Consider the following 22,522-nt stretch of genomic DNA (forward strand, 5'->3'; position numbering starts at 1 on the left):
ACAGATGGGAGTGTGGGACCTCCTGCTGGTCGGCCTGGTTCTGCTGCTCGGCCTGTGCGGAGTACTGGTGCCCGGGGTGCCGGGGTCGTGGCTGGTGTGGGCCGCGGTCCTGTGGTGGGCGCTGAAGGACCCCCGGCCGCTCGCCTGGGGCGTGCTGGTGGGGGCCACCGTCGTGCTGTTCCTGTCCCAGGTGGTGCGCTGGGCACTGCCCCCGCGTCGGCTGCGCACGAGCGGCGCGACCCCCCGGATGGCGGTGTACGCCGGGGTGGGCGCGTTGCTCGGCTTTGTGCTGGTCCCGGTCGTGGGCGCGATCCCCGGCTTCATGGGCGGCGTCTACCTGTACGAACGCCTCCGCCTCGGCCGCCACGGAGAGGCGCGGGCGGCCCTGCGCACGGTGATGCGGCAAGGGGGTTCCAGCGTGCTGGCGGAGCTGTTCACCTGCCTGCTGATCGCGGGGGCATGGCTGGGAGCGGTGATCTGGGGCTGACGGGCGGACCCGGGGTGCGAGCCGACCCACCGAGGTCGCGCCTACGGCCACGGACCTAGGTCGCCTCTGGGCCGAGGAACCGATGCGCCGCGCGGCGGCGGCGTGTTTGGCTGACGGCATGACCGAATTCAGCGAGGCCGAGCGGGCGTATCTGAAGTCGCAGCGGCTGGGGCGGCTCGCCACTGTCGATCCCCACGGGCAGCCGCAGGCCAACCCGGTCGGCTTCTTCCCGCAGGACGACGGCACGATCCTGATCGGCGGCTACCAGATGGGCCGCAGCAAGAAGTGGCGCAACCTCCGGCAGAACCCGAAGGTCGCCCTCGTCGTGGACGACATCGTGAGCCTACGTCCGTGGAAGGTGCGCGGGGTCGACATCCGCGGCGAGGCCGAACTCCTGGTGGGACCGCATGAGTTGGGCCCGCATTTCAGCGAAGAGGTGATCCGCGTCCATCCCCGGCGGATCCACAGCTGGGGCCTGGAGGACGCCCTCGACGGTTAGCAGGGCGGTCTTGCACTCCAGCCCGCCGGCGTACCCCGTCATCGACCCGTTCGCGCCGATCACCCGATGGCAGGGCCGGACGATGAGCAGCGGGTTGGCGCCGATCGCTCCGCCGACGGCCCGTACGGCGGCCCTTGAGGCCCCGGCACGGGCCGCGATCTCGCCGTAGGTGACCGTCGCCCCGTAGGGAACGTCGTCGAGGACGGCCCAGACCCGCTCCCGGAACTCGGTGCCCTGGGTGTGGAACTCCAGGCGGAACTCCTTGAGTTCCCCGGCGAAGTAGGCGGCGAGCTGCTCCGCCGCGTCCCGGAAGGGCCCGGGGTCGCGCCGCCAACTCTCCTGCACGACCCGTCCCTTCTTCTGCCCGGGCACGGACAGGGAGGTGAGCGCACCGTCCGGGCCGGCGGTGAGGAGGAGCGGACCGACGGGGCTTTCGACGGTCGTCCAGTAGGCGGTCATCGGGACTCCAACTCCCCTGCGGTGCGCAGGTGTTGCAGGGCGTACGAGCGCCAGGGGCGCCAGCTGTCGGGAAGGTCCAGGCCGGGCGGGGCCACGTCCGGGTCGCCCAGGGCGCGGGTGCGGATGACGGCGACCGTACGGGCGTCGATGCCGGGCAGCGCGAGCAGCGCGGCCTGTGCGTCCTCACGGTCGGCGCCCGGGTCGAGGCGCAGGACGCCGTCGGCGAGGGCGGCGGCGAGGGTCCCGACGGGGCCCTCTGCCTGGGCGAGGGCGGCGGCCTCCGGGAAGAGGTGGGTGAGGCTGCCGCAGGGGGCGTCGAGGGCCTTGCCGTACCGCCGCACGAGCCGCTCGGCCTCCGCCGCGCCGACGAGTGCCCGTACCGCCAGTTCCTCGGGGTCGGCCGCCCCGGGGGATCGTAGCCCGGGCCGGGCGGCGACGAGCGGGGCGAGCCTCGGATCGGCGCCGAGGCGCTCGTCGACGGCGTACGGATCGGCGTCGAGGTCGAGGAGCCGCCGCAGCCGGCCCACGGCGGTGGTCAGATCGCGCAGGTCGGTGAGGTGCAGCCGGGCGTCGAGCCAGCCGCGGGGCCGCTCGTCGACGGCGACAATCCCGGTGCCGTACGGCAGCCGGAGGGTGCGCCGGTAGATCCGCCTCCCGGGAGTCCCGCCGACCTCCTCGACACCGGGTACGGCCTCGGCGGCCAGGACGTCGAAGACGACGGAGGACTGATAGGGCCCCCGATAGGCGAGCCGCAACGGCACGCCGGCCGCCGGGGTGGCCGTGCGCCGCGATCCGGGGGCGGCGGCCCGCAGCTCGCTCGGGGTGGAGGCGTACACGGTCCGGATCGGGTCGTTGAACTGCCGCACACTGGCGAATCCGGCGGCGAACGCGATCTGGGTGACCGGCAGCTCGGTGGTCTGGAGCAGGATCCGCGCGGTGTGGGAGCGCTGGGCCCGGGCGAGGGCGACGGGGCCGGCGCCGAGCTCGGCGGTGAGCTGCCGCTGGACCTGCCGGGCGCTGTACCCCAGCCGCCCGGCGAGCCCCGCGACGCCCTCCCGGTCGACGACCCCGTCGCCGATCAGCCGCATCGCCCGCCCCACCACATCGGCCCGCACGTTCCACTCCGCCGACCCCGGCACCGCGTCCGGCCGGCACCGCCGGCAGGCCCGGAACCCCGAGCCCTGAGCGGCGGCGGCGGTCGCGAAGAACCGCACGTTCCGCCGCCTCGGCGTGACGGCCGGACAGCTGGGACGGCAGTAGATGCCGGTGGTGGAGACGGCGAAGAAGAACTCCCCGTCGAACCGCCCGTCCCGGCTGCGAACGGCCTCGTACCTGCTGTCCTCGTCCATCACACGTCCAGTGTGCGTCCTGGACACGGACACGGCTGGCGGATTTCAGACACGGCATTGACAGCGCCCCGCAGGGGCGCGGGGAACTGCGCGAGCAACCACGACGAACCCGCGGCCGCCGCCCCACAGCTCCCGGCACCCCCTAGGCGCTACGCCCACCGCCCCCGCTTCACCTCCATCGCCGCCTTCCCCTCGGCCCCCCGCTTCTTCCACTCCCGCCGAAGCTCCGCACGGACCCGCGCGTCGGTCTTCGCGACGATCCGCTGGTTCTCCCGCATCAGCTTCCGATAGCTCTCCAGCCGCCGCTCCCCCAGCTCACCGGAGTCGATCGCGGCCAGCACCGCGCACCCCGGCTCACTCTCGTGTGCGCAGTCATGGAACCGGCACGCGCCGGCGAGCTCCTCGATCTCGGAGAACACCTGGCCGACGCCGATCTCGGCGTCGAAGAGCCCGACGCCGCGCAGCCCGGGCGTGTCGATGAGGACACCCCCGCCCGGCAGCACGAGCAGATTCCGGGTGGTGGTCGTGTGCCGCCCCTTCCCGTCGACGTCACGAGCGGCCTGGACGTCCATGACGTCCGAGCCGACCAGGGCATTGGCCAGCGTCGACTTCCCGGCGCCGGACTGCCCGAGCAGCACCGACGTACCGCCGGAGGCCACCGCCGCGAGGACGTCGAGCCCGTCCCCGTCGAGGGCGCTGACGGTCAGCACCGGCACACCCGGCGCGGTCGTCTCCACGTCCTCGACGAGATGCGCGAGCGTCACGGCGTCCGGGACGAGGTCGGCCTTGGTGAGGACGACGACGGGCTGCGCCCCGCTCTCCCAGGCGAGGGCGAGGAACCGCTCGATGCGGCCGAGGTCGACTTCGACGGCCAGCGACACGGCGACGATGGCGTGGTCGACGTTGGCGGCGAGGATCTGCCCCTCGGACCGCTTGGAGGAGGTGGAGCGCACGAAGGCGGTACGGCGCGGCAGATACGTCCGTACGTAGCGCGGGTTGCCGCCGGGTTCGACGGCGACCCAGTCGCCGGTGCACACGACCCGCAGCGGGTCGTGCGGGGTGACGAACGCGGTGTCGGCGCGCAGCGTCCCGTCGGCGGTGACGACGTCGCACTGCCCGCGGTCGACGCGGACGACCCGCCCGGCGAGCAGTCCTTCGGCGTCGTAGGGGGCGAACGCGTCCGCCCATGCGTCGTCCCAGCCGTAGGGAGCGAGCGCGGAGAAAACAGAAGAAGCGGAGCTGGACGAGCTGGAGGAAGTCAAGGGTGACCCTTCAAAGGGGGCCCCGGCAAAGGAAGTTGGGTGAGGTCAGCCGGTGGCCACGGAGGTGGACGTGATGATCTGGATGCGAGCAGCGCTCATCGCAATGACAGCCATCGGTCGACACCTCCTCGTCAAAGCTCACCCGGCCGGCTCGTCCGGCTGGAACGTCCACACCGTATCCGGGACCCCCGCGGGCCCGTCAACCGAATTAGTCAGGACTTCGTGCAGGCCTGTCCGTTCAGCGTGACGTCGTACCCCGGCGCGTTCGCCCCCTGCCAGGAGGCGAGGAAGCCGAAGGCGAGGCTGTCGCCCGCCGCGACGGTCTTGTTGTAGTCGGCGGCGGTGGCGGTGACGCGGGTGCCGCTCTGGCTGAAGTCGGCGTCCCACATCTGGCCGACCTTCTGGCCGTCCTTGAAGGACCAGGCGACCCGCCAGTCGTCGAGGGCCTGGCCGGTGGTGACGGTGAGGGTGGCCTGGAAGCCGTCGGGCCACTGGTTGACGAGGGTGTACGCGTAGGTGCAGGCGGCCGTGCCGGTCGTGGCGGGGGCCGGTTTGCCGTCGTCGTGCGCGGCGGAGGACGTGGTGCCCTGGGGTTCGGGATCGGGGTTCTCCCGGGTGGGCGAGCCCTGGGTGTCGCTCGTGGTGGGGGTCGGCGAGCCCGAAGGGCTCGGAGTGGCGGAGGGCAGCGTGGTGCCGGGGTCGGCGGCGACCGGCTGGCGGTCGGCGGAGTCGCCGGGGCTCGCGGTGCCGTCGTCCATGCCGCCGTCGCCGAACGGCATCATCGAGACGCCGAGCGCCAGCAGCGACACCAGGACGGCGGTGACGAGGAGGCCGTTGCGGACCACGCGCGCCTTGTGCGCGCCGGGGTTGGGGGGTCCGGCGTCGGCCGGTTCCGGGCGTCCGGCGCCCAGCCGCACCTCGGCGGCCCGGCGGCGGCGCTCCAGATAGGCGAGGCCGCCCCAGCCGATCACTCCGCCCGCGAGCGCCGCGGGCAGCCCGCCTCCGTGCAGTCGCAGACAGGCCGCCGCCTCCGCGCACTGGACGCAGGTGGCGAGGTGGCGGGAGAGATCCTCGGGGGTGCCGGCGCCGGAGGAGCGGGTGACGGCGTCGAGGAGGCGGGCGTAGCTGCGGCACTGCGCCGCCATCGGGGTGTCGAGGTGGTTGCGGTGGCTGCGGTCCCTGAACAGGCCGCGCACCTGGGCGAGTTCCTCGGACACGTTGGCCGGGTCGAGGCCGAGCCGACGGGCCACCACGGGCAGCGGCAGCGCCTCCACCTCGGCCAGCCAGAGCAGATCGGCGTCGTTCTCCTGCATGTCGCGCAAGCCGCGCAGGGCGAGCGGGCGTTGCAACGGCGGGCCGGTGTAGCGTTCGGCCTTGTCCGAGTTGAGCCACAGCCGCAGCTCGGGGTCGAGTGTGTGGCCCCGTCCGTCGGACTCCCAGCCGGCCGCGGTGGTCCGTACGGCGGTCAGCAGCAGCGGGATCATGGGCAGCCGGGGCGCTCGCCGGCCGGCTCCGCGTCCCGGGGTCGTGTCGGCGGACCTGGCCTCGCGCATGCCGAGGGCGAAGGCCTCCGCGGCCAGTTGGTTCGCCGCGGCCGAGCCGGACGTGCACAGGTCGGCATAGGAGAGGACCGCGTCCCAGCACTCCGAGAACAGCGCGGCCTCGGTGGCGTCATGGGGGGTCGGCAGGTCGGGCATCGGTCTCCTGCATCCAGAGCGAGGTCAACTCACCTTATTGGCAACGGAGTTGTGGGGAACCTCGCGACAGTGCACGAGCTTTTCACGGGTTCCACACAACTGACAAGCGGGCTATTCATATCCGGTTACCGGGAGTTGGAGGGTGCCCACGCCGCGTTGCCCTTGTTGTGCCTGTTGCGCCTGTTCCTTCTGGTGTCGCTTCTGGATACATACGCAGAGAAGGCCCGGACGTCTCGATCCGGGCCTTCTCACTGTCTCTGGAGCCGATTACGCCTCGACGGGCTCCTGCGCCGGCAGGCTGTCCATGAAGGAGCTCACGGAGAAGACGGCACGGCCGGCGCCGGGCTCGCCGTAGCCGGGGGGCGAGGAGAGGCCGAACTCCTCCATCGTCTGGCGATAGGCCTGGAGCAGCCGGATGTGGTACTCCAGCGGCGCGCCCTGCGGGTTGGCCTTGCCCAGCGGGGTCGTCGGCTCGGGGCACCAGGTGGTGAAGCGGGGCGTGATGCCCTGCGACATGAAGAAGCGCAGGCCCTCCGTGGTCGACGCGATCGCCTCGTCGACCGTCTTGAAGCCGAAGGGCTCGGCCATCTCCACGCCCGCCACGAAGTTGGGGATCACGTTGCGCGCGCCGAAGATCTCCGCGGAGTCGAGGATGCGCTTGTGCCACTCGTCGCGGCCGACGTAGCGCTCCTTGCCGGGGCAGTACATCTTGAACAGGTACTCGTCCCACACCTCGTAGTTGGGGTGGTAGATCTGCACGCCATAGTCCTTGAACCGCTGCACGTCGTCCTTGGGCAGCGCCTGGGCGACGACCTTGCCGATCCAGCGGCCCGGGAAGCGCTCCTCGATGGCCTTGGCGTAGTGGCCGTAGAAGTCGGCCTCGTCGCGCCCGGAGACGGTCTTGGTGATCGCGCCGCCGGTGAGGGTGTAGGCGGTGGACGCCTTCTGGGTGTCGTACCGGTCGATGATCTCCAGGGCCTCGAGGACCTCCTCGACGTCCTTCACGCCCGTGTACGGCCGGCCCGCCGCCTTGTGCTGGCGCCAGTTGTGGTTGATGTCGCAGTACTGGCACTCCTCCTTGGCGCCGAAGTACTGGCACACCCGGAAGACCGTCAGATAGATCAGGTAGCCCCACTGGATGGTCGGGGCGACCTCCATCACGGACTTCCCGTTGGCGAGCTTGTGCTTGTAGTACTCCGGCATCGGCGGCACACCGACGTCGGCGATCCGCTTGCCGTCGAGGTAGAGGCCGAGCACGCCCTGGTCGTCGGCGGCGACGCGGTACGGCGAGGCCGGGTTCACCCGCACGGAGACGACGGTGCGGCGCAGGTCGTACGGCCCACCGGTGAGGATGATCTCCTCCGGCGGGCGGCGCAGCGCGGCCTCGCCGAGTTCGGGGAGAGTGCCGTGGTCGAAGGAGAAGATGAAGTACGACTTCGGCTTGACCTCACCGCCCTCGTTGTCGCTGAGGGCGGACGGGTCGAAGGCCACTCCGCCCCGGAGCAGATCCTCCTTGAAGACGGCTTCCCGTGGCACCCCCGGGAACCTCTCCATCAGATCTTCGACCAGCGCGGTACGGCTGCCCATCCGTCATCTCCTCCCGGGTCAGGCGTTCAACTCCTCACGGTATGCCCCCGCCCGCCCGTCACGCCTACCGGGTCCCCTCGCGCCGCACGATTTGTCCGGATACGGGGGTTTCGACGGCCTGTGCTCCCCGCACCGACGTGAGCGGCACCACACCAGCCCACAGCCCCAGCTCGATGTCGGGCTGGGGCTGTCCTCGGGGGCCCGGCTCCCTAGGGCCTGTGTTTCCCAGGCAGCGGAAGACGTCCTTCTCGTTCGGCGGGCGAAGTGCTCGGCACGTCCCCCCACATGCCCCGCCTGCCGCTCGTCCCCCTCCATCCAGCCTGCGCCTGTCGACAACGGGACGCCGCTCGCACCCCTCAGGCCTCGTGCTCCAACGCCGCCCACTCCACCGGGTACGCCACCCCCTCGCCCCGCCCCAGCCGCGCCGCCTCCTCCGCCACCGTCGCCCCCAGACGGGCCAGCTCGTTGCCCTGGGAGCCGGCGAGGTGCGGGGTGACGAACGCGTTGGGGAGGTCGTAGAGCGGGGAGTCGGCGGGCAGGGGTTCGGGGTCGGTGACGTCGAGGATCGCGTTGAGGCGGCCGGTGCGCAGTTCGGCGATCAGGGCGTCGTGGTCGACGAGGCCACCGCGCGCGGTGTTGATCAGGGTGGCCCCGTCGGGCATCAGGGCCAGCTCGCGGCGGCCGACGAGGTGATGTGTCCGCGGGGTCTCGGGGGCGTGCACGGTGACGATGTCCGAGGTGCGCAGGAGGTCGTCCAGTTCCAGCAGGGGTACGCCGAGTTCGGCGGCCCGGGCCGCGTCGACGTACGGGTCGGCGAGAGCGGGACGCAGATCGAAGGGCCGCAGCAGTTCCAGCACCCGGCGGCCGATGCGGGAGGCGCCGATGACGCCGACGCGGCGGCCCAGGTTGCCGATGCCGGGGACGACTCCCCAGCCGGGGTGGGCGCGGGTGCCGCGCAGGCGTTCGCGGGCGCTGAGGAGGTCCTTCCCGGCGAGGAGGATCATGGCGAGGGTGTACTCGGCGACCGGCAACGCGTTGGCGACGGCCGCCGAGGAGACGGTCAGGCCGCGCCGCCAGACCTCGGGGGTCGCGAAGCCCTTCACGGAGCCGGCCGAATGCAGGACGGCCCGGAGTTCCGGGGCCGCGTCCAGGACCGCCTCGTCCAGGCGGGGGCAGCCCCAGCCGGTGACGAGGATCTCGGCGCGGGCCAGCGCCCGCCGGACGCCGGGGTCGGCGAAGTCCTCGGCGACCAGCTCCGCGTCGATGTCCACCGACTCCCGCAGCCGCGCCAGCACCTGGGGCGGGAAGACGAGCGGGAGGTTGGCGGCGGTCATGGCGAACAGGGCCTGGGGGCGCTCGGACAACGAAGGGCCTTCCCGCTGGGCGTCTTGGATAGCAAACGGTTTCCAACGTAGGTGGCGGCGAATGAGAGGGTCAATGCACACGCACTCACCTGGAGGACGGCAGGGATGACGGAGACGGTCACCAACTGGGCGGGCAACATCACCTACACCGCGAAGGAGCTGCACCGGCCCGAATCGCCGGCCGCGCTGGCCGCGCTCGTGGCCGGGAGCGGGCGGGTGCGGGTGCTGGGCAGCGGGCACTCCTTCAACGAGATCGCCGAGCCGGGCGCCGAGGGGGTGCTGCTGTCGATCGCCGGGTTCCCGCCGGTGATCGACGTGGACTCGGCCGCGCGGACCGTGCGAGTAGGGGGCGGCGTGCGGTACGCGGAACTCGCCCGCGTCGTCCACGCACACGGGCTCGCGCTGCCCAACATGGCGTCCCTGCCGCACATTTCGGTGGCGGGATCGGTCGCGACCGGCACGCACGGCTCGGGCGTGGGCAACGCTCCGCTGGCGAGCGCGGTACGCGAGGTGGAGCTGGTCGTCGCCGACGGGTCGACGGTCACGATCGGACGCGGCGACGCACGGTTCGCCGGTGCGGTGACCTCGCTGGGCGCGCTCGGGGTCGTCACCGCGCTCACGCTGGACCTGGAGCCGTCGTACGACGTCGAGCAGCATCTGTTCACCGAACTCCCGTTGGAGAACCTGGGCTTCGAGGCGGTGATGGCGGCGGCGTACAGCGTCAGCCTCTTCACCGACTGGCGGGAGCCGGGCTTTGGGCAGGTGTGGCTCAAGCGACGCACGGACCAGCCGCTCGCGGAGTTCCCCTGGGCCGCGCCGGCCACCGAGAAGCTGCACCCGGTGCCGGGGATGCCCGCGGTCAACTGCACCGAGCAGTTCGGGGTGCCGGGCCCCTGGCACGAGCGACTGCCGCACTTCCGGGCCGAGTTCACCCCGAGCAGCGGGGCGGAGCTCCAGTCCGAGTACCTGCTGCCGCGCCGCTGCGCCGTCGAGGCGCTGCACGCGGTCGACGGCGTCCGGGAGACGGTCGCCGGGGTGCTCCAGACCTGCGAGGTGCGCACGGTCGCCGCCGACGAGCAGTGGCTGAGCCCGGCGTACGGGCGGGACACCGTGGCCCTGCACTTCACCTGGATCGAGGACACCGCCGCCGTGCTGCCTGTCGTGCGTCGACTGGAGGAGGCGCTCGACGGGTTCGAGGCGCGACCGCACTGGGGGAAGGTGTTCACCACACCGGGCGCGGCCCTGCGCGAGCGCTATCCGCGGCTCGACGACTTCCGGGCGCTTGCGCGTGACCTCGATCCGAGCGGTAAATTCGCCAATGGCTTCGTGCGGGACGTGCTCGCCGACTGACGGCCGTCCGACTTTATAAAGCCCCTTTCCTAACCCCTTGTCGAAAGGTCCCGACAGCCATAACCTTGCGGCGCGCCGGTGCCGTCGTCCCGGCAAGAGCCGAAGGGACAGGGGCTACCCGGTGAAGCGCACCTCACGTGACATCCGCACCGCGAACCGCTACGAGGTGCTGCGCCAGATCATCGCCGAGTCGCCCACCTCCCGGCAGGAGCTGGCGGCCGCCACGGGGCTCAGCCTCGCCACGGTCGCCACGCTCGTCGGTGAGCTGCTGGACCTCCGCATGATCACGGAGGTCGGGTTCGAGGACTCGGCGGGCGGTCGCCCCCGGGGGCTCGTCGCGGTCAACACGTCGGGGGGCGCGCTGATCGGTGTCGACATCGCGGAGACGTACGTCCATGTGGAGCTGTTCGACCTCGGGCTGAACGTGCTGGCCCGGGCCGAGGAGGACGTCCGGCCGAGCGAGAGCCGGCCCGAGCAGGTGGTCGGGCATGTGGCCGCGGTCGTCGGCTCGGTGGTCGCGCAGGCCGGGATCGAGGGGGCGCGGGTCCTGGGTGTCGGGGTGAGCGTGCCGGGCCAGGTGGACCGGGCCACCGGCATCTCGGAGTACGCGCCCAACTGGGACTGGCACGACGTGCCGTTGCTCGACCTGCTGACCGAGCACATCGCCTACCCCCTCTATCTGGACAACCCGCTGCGCGCCTCGGCGGTGGCCGAGCTGTGGTTCGGGGCGGCGCGCGGACGCGGCGACGCCGTGGTGGTCAACCTCGGGACCGGCGTGGGTTCCGGACTGATCCTCGGCGGCGGGCTGCACCGGGGGGTGAGCAACAGCGCCGGCGAGTGGGGCCACACGACGATCGTGCTGGACGGCCGGCTGTGCCGCTGCGGCAAGAACGGCTGCGTGGAGGCGTATGTCGGCGCGTCCGGGATCATGCTGACCCTGCGCGAGTCGAGCGCCGACAGTCCGCTGCTGCACCCGGAGGACCAGACGGCGACGATCGCCGCGCTGGCCCGGGGCCTGGCCGAGCGGGACCCGGTGGCGGTCAAGGTGGTCCGCGACACCGTCCGCTATCTCGGTGCCGGCATCGCCGACCTGGTCAACCTGTTCAACCCCGAGGTGGTCGTGCTCAGCAGCTGGGTCGCGGCGGCCCTCGGCGAGCCCCTGGTCGAGGAGGTGCGCAAGGCCGTCGCCCGGCACGCGCTGCCGCGGCCGAACGCCGCCACCGAGATCGTCCTCTCCCCGATCCCCACCGACCCGGTGTGCCTGGGCGCGGCGACGTTCGCGCTCGAAGGGGCACTCCAGTCGGTCGGGCAGAGGCAGCCCAAACGCACCACGCCGACCCGGGCCAAAGCCCACAACCGCCAGTAACTCCTGCCCCCTGAAGGGGGATCGCGGGCCCCGACGCGGCGGTCCGCACCCCGTGACGTCCGGCATCCCGAACGTCACGCAACGCTTCGAACAGACTTCGTCCAACCCCTTGCCGAAGCCTTAGCCGAAGGTTAACGTCCCGCACCGCAACTCCTTTTGAGCCATTGGCGCTGAGCCGCAGCCGTACTCGAGACAAGGACGTCAGCATGTCGGCATTGAGCAACAACAACTGGTCCCGCCGATCCCTCTTCCGGGCCGCGGCGGGCATGGCCGCCGCCGGCACGCTGGCGGCCTGCGGCAGCAACAACGGCCGCAGCGGCGGCGGTTCGGGCGACAGCCTCACCCAGTACTTCCACGCGTACGGCGAGGCGGGCACCGAGCAGGCCATCAAGCGCTACGCCAAGGCCTACAAGGACGCCAACGTCACGACCCAGTGGATCACCGGCAGCAACTTCGAGAACAAGCTGTTCCCGGCCCTGCTCACCAAGAACGCGCCCGACGTCTTCGAGTTCCACCCGCAGCTTCAGCTGGTGACGAGCGGCCAGGTCGCCGACCTGTCCGACATCATCAACCCGGTCAAGGACGACTTCAACCCGGCCGACATCGCCTCCCACACGGTCGACGGGAAGATATACGGCGTCCGGATGATCGACGACCCGCAGTTCTTCTACTACCGCCCCTCGCTGTTCGAGAAGGCCAAGGTCGAGGTCCCCCAGACGCTGGAGGAGCTGATCGAGGCCGTCAACAAGCTGACGACCGACAAGGTCAAGGGCGCCTTCCTCGGCAACGACATCACGCCCGTCCAGAGCCCGCTGATCTGGTCGGCCGGCGCGGACACCCTCAACGACAAGAACGAGATCGCGTACCACACCGACGCCGTGGCCGAGGGTCTGGGCCAGCTCCGCAAGCTGTTCACCAGCGGCAACCTGCTCCTCGACGCCCCCGCCGACTGGTGGGACCCCTCCGCCTTCACCCAGGGCCTGACCGCGATCCAGTGGTGCGGCATGTGGGCCATGCCGGTCATCCAGAAGGCGCTCGGCGACGACGTCGGCATCTTCCCGTTCCCGAAGGTCGGCTCGGCCGGCAAGTTCTCGGTCACCAACGGCGGTTGGTCGATGTTCGTCAACGCCAAGGGCGACAACGTCGACGCGGCCAAGGAATACGTCAAGTGGCTGTGGATCGACCAGAAGAAGTACCAGGAGGACTGGGCGCTCTCCTACGGCTTCCACATCCCGCCGCGCACCTCCATCGCGCAGTCCGCCACCAAGCTCAAGTCGGGTCTGCCGGCCGAGGGCGTCAAGCTCTTCAGCGAGTACGGCCACTTCGACAACATCGGCTGGACCCAGGCCATGATCGCCGCGATCAACGACGTGATCGCCAACTCGGTGCGCAAGGGCGGCAGTCCTGACGCTGCGCTCAGCGCCGCCGACAAGAAGGTCAACGCCGAGCTCAAGAAGCTCTTCGGATAGACCGGCGGACGGACCTCGACATGTCGACCACCACCAAGATCGACCTCGCGAACCCCGCCCCGGCCAAGCCTGAGAAGGCACGGCCGCGGCGGGGCCTGCGGGCCAACGCGACGCTCAACTTCTGGCTCTTCACCGGGCCCTTCCTCATCGGCCTGATCGTCTTCGTGTTCGTGCCGATGGGCTGGAGCATCTACCTCAGCTTCTTCGAGGCCCGCTTCACCGTCTCGCCGAGCAGCTTCATCGGCTTCGACAACTACCGGGCGATCCTCGACAACCCCGACTTCACCGGGGCACTGGTCACCTTCACCGTCTTCGCCGCGTTCATCGTGCCCACCACCTGGGCGCTCTCGCTGGGGCTGGCGCTGCTGGTGCACCGCATCCGGTTCATGAAGGCGTTCTTCCGGTCCGTGTTCTTCCTGCCGACCGCCGTGTCCTACGTGGCCGCCGCGCTGATCTGGAAGATGTCCATCTTCAACGGCGTCCGCTTCGGTATGGCGAACACCGTCATCGGCTGGTTCGGCTTCGAGAACGTCGCCTGGCTCGCCAACCCCGACCCGCCCTGGTACTGGCTCGTCATCGTGACGCTGCGGCTGTGGCTGCAGGCCGGCTTCTACATGATCCTGTTCCTGGCCGCGTTGCAGAACATCCCGGCCGAGCTGTACGAGGCCGCGGCCATCGACGGCGCCAAGCCGGGCTGGCAGACCTTCCGCTACATCACGCTCCCGCAGCTGCGCGCCACCTCCACCGCGGTGATCCTGCTGCTGCTGATCGCCGCCTACCAGGCCTTCGACGAGTTCTGGAACCTGCTGAGCAAGGCGACCTGGGGCCAGCCACCGCTCGTCGAGCTGTACAAGACGGCACTGGGCGAGAACCAGGACTACGGCCAGGGCAGCGCGGGTGCGGTCATCCTGACCCTGCTCATCCTGATCATCACGCTGTTCCAGGGCAAGATCATGGGCTTCGGAAGGGGTGAGGAGGCCAAGTGACCACCACCGCACCTGACCTCAAGAAGCCGCGCGGCAAGAAGCGCGGCGGCGGGGTCCTCGGCAACACCGGCCTGTACCTCGCCACCGGCGTCGCCGCCCTGCTCTTCCTGATCCCCTTCTATCTGATCGTCCGCAACGCGCTGATGACGGACCCGGAGATCACCGGCGAGAACTGGAAGTGGTTCCCCACCGACATCCAGTGGGGCAACATCACCGAGCCGTTCAAGGACGAGACCGTCGACTTCGGCCGCGCCCTGTGGAACTCGTGGGTCGTCGCCGTCCTGCACACCAGCGGCATCCTGCTGATCTGCTCGCTGGCCGGCTACGGCCTGGCCCGCATCCCGTACAAGCACGCCAACAAGGTCTTCTACGGCGTCCTGGTCACCCTGATGATCCCGACCGCCGTGACCTTCGTGCCCAGCTTCGTGCTGGTCTCGTCGCTCGGCTGGGTGGACACCTACCGCGGTCTGATCATCCCGGGTCTGTTCAGTGGTTTCACCTGCTTCCTGTTCCGGCAGTACTTCCTGGGGTTCCCCAAGGAGCTGGAGGAGGCGGCGCGCGTGGACGGGCTCTCGTACTGGGGGGCGTACTGGCGGGTCGTCGTGCCCAACTCGCTGAACTTCTTCGCGGCCATGGCCACGATCACGTTCATCAGCGGCTGGAACTCCTTCCTGTGGCCCCTGGTCATCGGCCAGGACCCCAGCGCCTGGACCATCCAGGTCGCGCTGTCCGCGTACATGACCAACCAGACCGTGAACTACCACCTGATCTTCATGTCCACGGCCATCTCCATCCTGCCCCTGGTCCTGGTGTTCCTCTTCCTCCAGCGCTGGCTGGTGCAGGGGATCGCGCAGACCGGCATCAAGGGCTGACCCGCTCTCTTCCCGAAAGACCTGGAGACCGATGTCCTTCCGCACCACCGACGTCGACTACGTAGAGGACGTGTCGCCCGGCAGCGGGGCCCTCCCGCCCCGCGCCTGGTACGCGTCCTCGGACGCCACGTCCCTGTCCCTGAACGGCAGTTGGCGGCTCAGAGTGTCGCCGACCGCCGACGCCGAGGACGACTCGTTCGCCGAGGACGGTTACGACGCCGGGGACTGGGCCGAGGTCACGGTCCCCGGGCACTGGGCCCTCCAGGGCGACGGGGCCTTCGGGAAGCCCATCTACACCAACCATCTCTACCCCTTCCCGGTGGACCCGCCGCACGTGCCGACGGAGAACCCGACCGGCGACCATCTGCGCTGCTTCGACCTGCCGGAGGAGTGGCCCGCTCTCGACGAGGGCGGTGCCGTCCTGCGCTTCGACGGCGTCGAGTCCTGCGCCCGGGTATGGCTCAACGGCACGGACCTCGGCGAGTTCAAGGGCTCACGCCTCGCGCACGAGTTCGCGGTCGGGCATCTGCTGAAGCCCCGCGGCAACGTCCTCGCGGTCCGTGTCCACCAGTGGTCGGCCGGCTCCTACCTGGAGGACCAGGACCAGTGGTGGCTGCCCGGCATCTTCCGGGACGTCACCCTGCTGCACCGCCCGGCGGGCAGCGTCCTCGACTTCTTCGTGCACGCCGACTACGACCACCGCAGCGGCGAGGGCACCCTGCGCGTCGACTCCGACGTCGACGGGCGGGTGCTCGTGCCCGCCCTGGACATCGATGTCGCGACCGGTGAGCCGGTCACGGTCGCGGTCGAGCCGTGGAGCGCCGAGACGCCGCGGCTGTACGACGGTGAGCTGGTCACCGAGGGCGAGCGGGTGCCCCTGCGGATCGGCTTCCGCACGGTCGCCCTGGAGGACGGCCTCATCAAGGTCAACGGCACGCCGATCCTCTTCAAGGGCGTCAACCGGCACGAATGGCACCCGGAGACGGGCCGCGCCCTGGACCTCGCGACCATGCGTGAGGACGTGCTGCTGATGAAGCGGAACAACCTCAACGCCGTCCGCACCTCGCACTACCCGCCGCACCCGGCCTTCCTGGACCTGTGCGACGAGTACGGCCTGTGGGTCATCGACGAATGCGACCTGGAGACCCACGGTTTCACCGAGCAGGACTGGCGGGACAACCCCGTCGACGACGACCGCTGGACCCCGGCCCTCCTGGACCGCGCCGCCCGTATGGTCGAGCGCGACAAGAACCACCCCTCGATCGTGTTCTGGTCGCTGGGCAACGAGGCCGGCACCGGCCGCGGCCTCACCGCCATGGCCGAGTGGATCCACGGCCGGGACACCAGCCGCCTCGTGCACTACGAGGGCGACTGGAACTGCCGTGACACGGACGTCTATTCACGGATGTACGCCGACCACGCCGAGGTCGAGGCGATCGGCAGGGAGCTGGACGGCGGCACCCTCAAGCGGCGCGGGCTCCCCTTCATCCAGTGCGAGTACGGGCACGCCATGGGCAACGGCCCGGGCGGCATCGCCGACTACCAGGAGCTGTTCGAGAAGTACGACCGGATCCAGGGCGGCTTCATCTGGGAGTGGATCGACCACGGCATCACCCACCCCGAGCTGGGCTACGCCTACGGCGGCGACTTCGGCGAGGAGCTGCACGACGGCAACTTCGTCTGTGACGGCCTGATCTTCCCCGACCGCACGCCGTCCCCCGGGCTCGCCGAGTACAAGAAGGTCATCGAGCCGGTCCGGATCGAGGGCGACGGCGCCGACGGCACCGTACGGGTGACCAACAGGTACGACTTCGCCGATCTGTCGGGGCTCGCCTTCGCGTGGTCGTACGAGGTCGAGGGCGAGACGGTGGAGTCCGGCTCCCTGTCGGTGCCGGCGCTGAGGCCGGGCGAGTCCGCCGAGGTGAAGCTGCCGGAGCCGCCCGCTCACACGGGCTCCGCGGAGACCGGGTGGACCGTGCGGGCGACACTCGCCGCCGACACGGCGTGGGGCGAGCGCGGGCACGAGGTGGCGTGGGGTCAGTTCCCGGGTGCGGTACGGCCGTTGCCGTCCGTGGCGGCCACCGACGGGCCCGTGCGCGCGGAGCGGCGGATCACGCTCGGCCCGGCCGCGTTCGACGCCCGCACCGGCGCGCTGCGGTCGATCGGCGGGGTGTCGGTCGAGGGGCTGCGGCTCGACGTGTGGCGGGCGCCCACGGACAACGACGAGGGCACCGAGTGGAAGTCGGGCATCCAGTACTCGTCGCTGTGGCGGACGCTGGGCCTGCACCGGATGCGGCACCGCCTCGACACCGTCGAACTCACCGACGACGCACTGACGGTGCGGACCCGGGTGGCCCCGGCCGCCCGTGAGGTGGGCCTGGCCACCGTGTACCGGTGGACCTCCGACGGCAGCCGGCTGAAGCTGACGGTGTTGGTGGCGCCCGAGGGCGACTGGCAGGTACCGCTGCCGCGCCTCGGCATCCGGCTCGGGCTCGCCGCGGCCGACGCGGTGACGTGGTTCGGCGGCGGACCCGGCGAGGCGTACCCCGACACCAGGGCGGCGTCGAGGGTCGGCCGGTGGACGTCGACCGTGGACGGCCTCCAGACGCCGTATCTGCGTCCGCAGGAGAACGGCGCCCGGGGCGACGTCCGTTGGGCGGAGCTCGGCGGCCTGCGGATCGAGGGCGACCCGGAGTTCGCGTTCAGCGCCCGCCGCTGGACGAACGAGCAGCTGGAGGCGGCCACACACCTGACCGACCTGACGGCCGGGGACACAGTATGGGTCAACCTCGACCACGGCCAGCAGGGCATCGGTACGCAGTCGTGCGGCCCCGGCCCGCTGCCGCAGTACCAACTGACGTCCCGGCCCGCCGAGTTCTCGTTCGTGTTCTCGGCCGCCGAGTAGGCCCGGCCGGTAAGAAGGTCATTAATCGATTGACCAATTGATCGACTTTCCGACACCGTCGGAACGTCGTCCGCGGCTGGTCGGCACCTCTGCCGACCAGCCGCAACTTCTTTTTTCCCCAGAGGAGTTGATGCCACTTGGATGCCAGCATCGAGGTCCGCGGACTGTCCCGCACCTTCCACACCACCGTGCGCCGCCCGGGCTTCACGGGAGCGCTGCGCTCCCTGGTGAACCCGGAGCGGGTCGCCAAGCACGCCGTCACCGACATCAGCTTCGACGTCGCCCCCGGCGAACTCCTGGCCCTGCTCGGCCCGAACGGCGCCGGCAAGTCCACCACCATCAAGATCCTCACCGGCATCCTCACCCCCACCTCCGGCCGGGCCCGGGTCGCGGGCGTCGTCCCGTACGAGGAACGGGAGCGCAACGCCCGGAACATCGGCGCGGTGTTCGGGCAGCGCACCCAACTGTGGTGGGACCTCCCGGTGCGTGAGTCGTTCGCGATCCTGCGGGACATCTACGACGTGCCGAAGGCCGAACACGCCGCCCGGCTGGCGGAGTTCGACGAGCTGCTCGACCTGTCCTCCTTCTGGGACACCCGGGTGCGTCACCTCTCCCTCGGCCAGCGCGTGCGCAGCGACCTGGCCGCCGCTCTCCTCCACGACCCGCCGGTCGTCTTCCTCGACGAGCCCACCATCGGCATGGACGTGGTGGTGAAGGAGCAGGTGCGGGAGTTCCTGCGCCACCAGGTGACCGAGCGCGGCCGAACCGTCCTGCTCACCACCCATGACATGACCGAGGTCGAGCGGCTGGCCGAGCGGGTCGTCCTCGTCAACCACGGGCGGCTCGTCCTGGACGGCACCCTCGACGAGATCCGCCGCAGGTTCGGCTCGACCTGGCAGGTGCGGGCGACGCTCGCCGACGCGCACACGGAGGTCCGGGCGCTGCCGGGCATCGAGGTGCTGCGGCACAACGGCCCCGAGGTGGTCTTCGGGCCCTCGGGGCCCGACTCCCCGACCGTGCACCAGGCGTTGAAGGCGGTCATCGAGCGGTACGAGGTGACGGGCGTCGCCATCGACGAGGCCGACCTCGAGGACGTGATGCGGGCCGCCTACATCGACGCCGAGGTGGCCTGATGGCCGTGCTCCACGCCTGGCGCGCCGCCCGCGTCACCCCGCTCGGCGAGCTGCACACCCCGCCCCGGATGACCGCCGTCCTGCTCCGGCTCACCGTGCAGGTGGTGCTGGTGGCGTCGCTGTGGCACGGCCTGTACGCCAACACCGGCACCACCGCCGGACTCAGCCGCGACCAGGCGGTGACGTACGCCGTGCTGGCCGTACTGGCCTCCCGGATGCGGGAGTTGGACCAGTACGCGGGCCGGGACACCGTGCTCCAGCACATGCACTTCGGCACGATCGTCTACTGGTACCTGCGCCCGCTGCCGCCACAGCGCTACCACGCCCTGCGCGCCTGCGGCGAGAAGCTGTACGGGTTCGTCTGGGCGCTGGCCGGATACACGGTGTGTCTCGCGGCGGGAGTGGTGGACCCGCCGAAGTCGGCAGGGACAGCCGGGGTGTTCGTGCTGAGCCTGCTGCTCGGCCAACTGGTCCTGTACTACGTGCTGCTCGTCCTCGACCAGCTGTGTTTCTGGACGGTCCGCAACAACGCGGCGATGCTGATCCTGATCTTCGCGCAGAACCTGCTGTCCGGGGTGTACGCGCCCCTGTGGTTCTTCCCCGACTGGTTCGTCACCCTGAGCGCCTTCCTGCCCTTCCAGGCGACGCTCAACGTGCCGCTGTCCCTGTACATCGGCCGCATCCCGCTGTCGGACGCGGGCTTCCAACTCGCCGTGCAGGCCGCCTGGGTGGTGGCGCTGCATGTGTTCACCCGGTTCCTGTGGCGGCGGGCCGCCCTCCGCGTCATGTCCCAGGGAGGCTGACGGTGCATTCCCTACGGATCATGTGGCGCGTCACGCTGCTCAACTTCCGTGCCCAGCTGGAGTACCGCACCGAGTTCCTGCTGATGATCGCGATCGGCGCGATCTGGCAGGTGTCGGTGATCGTGTTCGCGACCGTGCTGCTGGCCCGGTTCACCGGGATGGGCGGCTGGGACAGCTCGGAGGTCCTGCTGATCCCGGCGACCCGGATGCTGGCGCACGGCCTGTTCGTCCTCTTCCTGGGCCGGGTGCACGGCGCCGGACGGCAGATCCAGGAAGGCAAGGTCGACACCTATCTGCTGCGCCCGATGCCGGTGCACCGCCAGCTCCAGCTGGCCTTCTTCCCCACCAACGCGATCGGCGACCTGACGGTCGCGGTGGGCCTGATGATCGGCGCCCTCAGCCGCAGCCAGCTGGACTGGACGCCGGGCCGGATCGGCTATCTGATCGCCGCGGTCATCGGCGGCCTGTTCCTGGAGGCCGCCCTGTTCACGGCGGTGGCGAGCGCGTCGCTGCGCTTCCCGGCCGCGGACTACTGGAGCTACTGGCTGGAGGAGCTGCTCGGCACGTTCGGCAGCTACCCGCTCAACGTGCTCCCCCAGGCGGTGGGCGGCTTCCTGACGTACGGTCTTCCGCTCGCGTTCGTCGCGTACTTCCCGGTCGCCGTCCTGACCGGGCACGGCCATGACACCGGCGCCCCCTACTGGCTGGCGGCGGTGTCCCCGCTGCTGGGGGTGCTGGCGTATCTGGGGGCGCGGTGGCTGTGGCGGTGGAGTCTGCGGCACTACACCGGGGTCAACGGCTGACGCCGATGGCCGGGCCCCTGAAGGCGGCCCGGCCATCGGCGTGTTGGTCCCTGAGCCCCCTACGGGCAGCTGAGGCGGGTGTCGCCGGTGTCCGTCGTGCAGGTGTCGGTGCCGAAGCCGCCGTTGGCGGTGTCGTTGCCGGAGACGCTGTCGACGGTGTTCAGGCGGTCGTTGCCGTAGTTGCCGATCAGGTTGTCGTTGCCGGGGCCGCCGTTGAGGGTGTCGTCGTTGAAGCCGCCGTCCACCCGGTCGTTGCCGTAGTTGCCGTACGCGGTGTCGGTGCCGTAGCTCGCGTCGATGGTGTCGTCGCCGCCGAGGCCGCAGATCACGTCGGTGCCGTAGGTCCCGGTGATGGTGTCGTTGCCGCTGGTGCCGACGCGGGTGCAGCCGCGGGCGTTGTTGACGGTGGTGGTCGCCGTGGCGGTGTTGTTCGCGGTCGCCGGGTCGGTCTGGGCGGCGGTGACCGTGGCCTTGTCGGTGAGGGTGCCGGTGGCCCGGGGTTCGGCGACGACGGTCACCGTGGCCTTGGCGCCCGGGGCGAGGGTGCCGAGGGCACAGGAGACGGCGGTCGTGCAGGTGCCCTGGGAGGCGGTGGCCGAGATGACGGTGGCGGCGGGGCCGGTGAGGGTGTCGGTGAGGGTCACGCCGGTGGCGCTCGTGGTGGTGCTGGTGTTGGTGACGGTGACCGTGTAGGTGGCCCGGTCGCCGATGCTCACCGTGGTGGTGCCCGTCTTGGTGACCGACAGGTCGACGCCGGGCGGGGGCGGGGTGGCGGTGCCGCCGAGGTAGCGGGCGAGGGCGCCGGCGTCGCCCCAGTTGCCATACGCGACGATCTTCCCGTCGGGCTGGACGGCGACGGCGTGTGCCTCGTCGAAGTAGCCGAAGCCCATGTCGGTGGTGGTCTTGCCGCCGGTGCCGAAGCCGGTGTCCAGGGCGCCGCCGGTGGTGTAGCGGGCGAGGGCGAAGTCGGTGTTGGCCTGGCCGACGGCGACGATCCTGCCGTCGGTCTGCAGGGCGAGGTCGAAGGCACCGTCCGCGCCGCCGTTGAAGTCGGTGGTCACGATGCCGTCGGTGTCGAAGGCGGGGTCGAGGCCGCCGCCCGCGGTGTACCGGACGAGGGCGAAGTCGTAGGCGCTGTACCCGGCCGCGACGATCTTGCCGTCGGGCTGTACGGCCACGCCGCGGGCGGAGTCGTCACCGGCGAAGCCGGAGGCGGAGCTGAGGACGGTCGTGACCGTGCCGCCGGTGCCGAACGTGCCGTCGAGGGTGCCGTTGGTGGTGTAGCGGGCCAGCGCGAAGTCGTTGGGGCCCGACGGCCCGCCCGTGTCGCCCGCGACGACGATCCTGCCGTCGGGCTGGAGCGCGAGGTCGTAGCCGGAGCCGCCGCCCGGGAAGGGCGTGAGGACGGACCCGCCGGTACCGAACGTGGTGTCCGGGCTGCCGTCGCTGTTGTACCGGGCGACCGCGAACCGGAGGTCGCCCGTCCCCGCGGCGCCCTGTCCGGCGGCGACGATCTTGCCGTCCGGCTGGACGGCGACCGCCCGGGCGACGCCTCCGTTGCCGGGCAGGCCGAAGTCGGTGACGACCCGGCCGCCGGTGCCGAAGCCGGTGTCCAGGGCGCCGCCGGTGGTGTAGCGGGCGACCGTGAACGAGCAGCAGTCGCCCTCCGACCGACCGGACTCCCCCGCCACCACGATCTTGCCGTCGGACTGGAGCGCCACACCGTGGGCCCGGTCCTCACCGCCCGCGAAGTCGGTGAGCGTGGTGCCGCCGTCGCCGAACGCCGTGTCGAGGCTGCCGTCGGCCTTGTGCCGCATCAGGGAGAAGTCGGTGGACAGGTACTCGGCCTGGCGGCTGGAGCCGACGGTGATGATCCCGCCGTCGGCCTGGAGGGCGAGGTCCTGCCCCTCCGCCCAGTAGCCGGAGTCGGCGGGGACCCGGCCGCCGGTGCCGAACGTGGTGTCCAGGTCACCGGGTGCGGCGAGGGCGCTGCCGGGCAGGGCCACGACGAGCGCGAGCGCCGCGGCGCCCCGCAGGAGCGCCGTGCGCAGAGATCCCCGTAGGGAGGAGACAAGGGTGGACATGCGCCCAGCTTCCGGACGCCCGTACGACACGGTGGCGTGGCTGGCCG

At 71.0% G+C, this 22,522-nt stretch carries 17 protein-coding genes and 1 pseudogene; 11 read left to right on the forward strand and 7 right to left on the reverse strand.

Annotated elements, in window-relative coordinates; translation table 11 throughout:
• The first annotated feature begins 4 nt into the window (after positions 1 to 4).
• Positions 5 to 487 (forward strand): DUF456 domain-containing protein, encoded by a 483-nt coding sequence (locus tag OG885_RS10825; protein WP_405729683.1) that lies wholly within the window; start codon positions 5 to 7, stop codon positions 485 to 487.
• 118 nt (positions 488 to 605) lie between these two features.
• Complete coding sequence (locus OG885_RS10830) at positions 606 to 986, forward strand: PPOX class F420-dependent oxidoreductase (RefSeq protein WP_405729686.1); 381 nt, start codon at positions 606 to 608, stop codon at positions 984 to 986.
• On the opposite strand, the pseudogene OG885_RS10835 reads toward OG885_RS10830, so the two are convergent.
• The 6 genes and pseudogenes from OG885_RS10835 to OG885_RS10860 all read right to left on the reverse strand — a co-directional run.
• Positions 963 to 1,445 (reverse strand): annotated as a pseudogene (locus OG885_RS10835) (methylated-DNA--[protein]-cysteine S-methyltransferase); the annotation flags it as partial. The gene OG885_RS10830 and the pseudogene OG885_RS10835 sit on opposite strands and share 24 nt — an antisense overlap.
• Positions 1,442 to 2,794: a DNA-3-methyladenine glycosylase 2 family protein gene (locus tag OG885_RS10840; RefSeq protein ID WP_405742684.1), complete on the reverse strand. Its 1,353-nt coding sequence runs from the start codon at positions 2,792 to 2,794 to the stop codon at positions 1,442 to 1,444. The pseudogene OG885_RS10835 and the gene OG885_RS10840, both read right to left, overlap by 4 nt.
• A 149-nt stretch (positions 2,795 to 2,943) precedes the next feature.
• Positions 2,944 to 4,056, reverse strand: a complete 1,113-nt coding sequence (gene rsgA / locus OG885_RS10845) for a ribosome small subunit-dependent GTPase A (RefSeq protein WP_405729689.1) — start codon at positions 4,054 to 4,056, stop codon at positions 2,944 to 2,946.
• A gap of 212 nt (positions 4,057 to 4,268) precedes the next feature.
• Positions 4,269 to 5,753 (reverse strand): cellulose binding domain-containing protein, encoded by a 1,485-nt coding sequence (locus OG885_RS10850; RefSeq protein ID WP_405729692.1) that lies wholly within the window; start codon positions 5,751 to 5,753, stop codon positions 4,269 to 4,271.
• Positions 5,754 to 6,020: 267 nt separating this feature from the next.
• Positions 6,021 to 7,340, reverse strand: a complete 1,320-nt coding sequence (locus OG885_RS10855; RefSeq protein ID WP_405729695.1) for a radical SAM protein — start codon at positions 7,338 to 7,340, stop codon at positions 6,021 to 6,023.
• Between the two features lie 356 nt (positions 7,341 to 7,696).
• On the reverse strand, positions 7,697 to 8,704 hold the full coding sequence (locus OG885_RS10860) for a hydroxyacid dehydrogenase (RefSeq protein ID WP_405729698.1): 1,008 nt from the start codon (positions 8,702 to 8,704) through the stop codon (positions 7,697 to 7,699).
• Between the two features lie 105 nt (positions 8,705 to 8,809).
• Between OG885_RS10860 and OG885_RS10865 the strand changes: the two genes are divergently transcribed.
• The 9 genes from OG885_RS10865 (at position 8,810) to OG885_RS10905 (ending at position 20,391) form a co-directional block, all read left to right on the forward strand.
• Positions 8,810 to 10,054 (forward strand): FAD-binding protein, encoded by a 1,245-nt coding sequence (locus OG885_RS10865; RefSeq protein ID WP_405729701.1) that lies wholly within the window; start codon positions 8,810 to 8,812, stop codon positions 10,052 to 10,054.
• Positions 10,055 to 10,175: 121 nt separating this feature from the next.
• Entirely contained in the window at positions 10,176 to 11,420 is a 1,245-nt protein-coding gene (locus OG885_RS10870; protein WP_405729704.1) for an ROK family transcriptional regulator, read from the forward strand.
• A 206-nt stretch (positions 11,421 to 11,626) separates the two neighbouring features.
• Complete coding sequence (locus OG885_RS10875; protein WP_405729707.1) at positions 11,627 to 12,889, forward strand: ABC transporter substrate-binding protein; 1,263 nt, start codon at positions 11,627 to 11,629, stop codon at positions 12,887 to 12,889.
• A 20-nt stretch (positions 12,890 to 12,909) separates the two neighbouring features.
• Entirely contained in the window at positions 12,910 to 13,875 is a 966-nt protein-coding gene (locus OG885_RS10880; protein ID WP_405729710.1) for a carbohydrate ABC transporter permease, read from the forward strand.
• Positions 13,872 to 14,747, forward strand: coding sequence for a carbohydrate ABC transporter permease (locus OG885_RS10885; RefSeq protein ID WP_405729713.1), 876 nt, complete (start codon positions 13,872 to 13,874; stop codon positions 14,745 to 14,747). The genes OG885_RS10880 and OG885_RS10885 overlap by 4 nt, the downstream gene beginning before the upstream one ends.
• A 31-nt stretch (positions 14,748 to 14,778) precedes the next feature.
• On the forward strand, positions 14,779 to 17,652 hold the full coding sequence (locus OG885_RS10890) for a glycoside hydrolase family 2 TIM barrel-domain containing protein (protein WP_405729716.1): 2,874 nt from the start codon (positions 14,779 to 14,781) through the stop codon (positions 17,650 to 17,652).
• 137 nt (positions 17,653 to 17,789) lie between these two features.
• Positions 17,790 to 18,785 carry an ATP-binding cassette domain-containing protein gene (locus tag OG885_RS10895; RefSeq protein WP_405729719.1) on the forward strand — a complete coding sequence of 332 codons (996 nt, stop codon included), beginning with the start codon at positions 17,790 to 17,792 and terminating at the stop codon, positions 18,783 to 18,785.
• Positions 18,785 to 19,588 carry an ABC transporter permease gene (locus OG885_RS10900; RefSeq protein WP_405729722.1) on the forward strand — a complete coding sequence of 268 codons (804 nt, stop codon included), beginning with the start codon at positions 18,785 to 18,787 and terminating at the stop codon, positions 19,586 to 19,588. The genes OG885_RS10895 and OG885_RS10900 overlap by 1 nt, the downstream gene beginning before the upstream one ends.
• 20 nt (positions 19,589 to 19,608) lie before the next feature.
• Positions 19,609 to 20,391 (forward strand): ABC transporter permease, encoded by a 783-nt coding sequence (locus tag OG885_RS10905; RefSeq protein ID WP_405729725.1) that lies wholly within the window; start codon positions 19,609 to 19,611, stop codon positions 20,389 to 20,391.
• A 59-nt stretch (positions 20,392 to 20,450) separates the two neighbouring features.
• On the opposite strand, the gene OG885_RS10910 is transcribed toward OG885_RS10905, so the two are convergent.
• A complete protein-coding gene (locus OG885_RS10910) occupies positions 20,451 to 22,475 on the reverse strand; it encodes a calcium-binding protein (RefSeq protein WP_405729728.1) in 2,025 nt (674 codons plus the stop codon).
• Positions 22,476 to 22,522: the final 47 nt, after the last annotated feature.

The organism is Streptomyces sp. NBC_00028, assembly GCF_045041065.1.
Classification (GTDB): Bacteria; Actinomycetota; Actinomycetes; order Streptomycetales; family Streptomycetaceae; genus Streptomyces.